This is a genomic window from Kineococcus vitellinus, assembly GCF_009906315.1.
In the GTDB taxonomy this organism is placed as follows: domain Bacteria; phylum Actinomycetota; class Actinomycetes; order Actinomycetales; family Kineococcaceae; genus Kineococcus; species Kineococcus vitellinus.
Genome location: NZ_JAAALL010000674.1, coordinates 1 through 371 on the forward strand (window position 1 = coordinate 1; position 371 = coordinate 371).

Annotated in this window: 1 pseudogene; it reads right to left on the reverse strand. The window is 78.4% G+C overall.

The features are described 5' to 3' along the window. Window positions 1–371 (reverse strand): annotated as a pseudogene (locus GTQ99_RS24045) (ATP-dependent helicase); the annotation flags it as partial.

A 371-nucleotide genomic window follows, 5' to 3' on the forward strand; every position in this document is an offset into this window, starting at 1 on the left:
GGCGACCTCCTGCCCCCAGGCCGAGGACAGGTGCGCCTCCAGCTCGTGCACCTCGTCGGCGACCAGGACCTCGCGCTCGCCCAGCAGCGGCTGCGGCCGGAGCAGGTCGTGGGCGAGCTGGGCGTGGTTGGTGACCACGACGTCGGCCTCGCGGGCGGTGGCGCGGGCGGTCTCGGCGAAGCACTCCCGCCCGAACGGGCACGCGGCGGCGCCGGGGCACCCGGTGGAGTCGGTGGAGACCTCCGCCCAGGCGCGCTCGGTGGTGGGCGGGGCCTGCGAGCGGTCGCCGCTGCGGGTGGTGCGCGCCCACCGCAGCAGCGCGTCCAGCGCGGCGAGGTCGGCGACGGAGGACCTGGGCGAGGGCGGCTCCT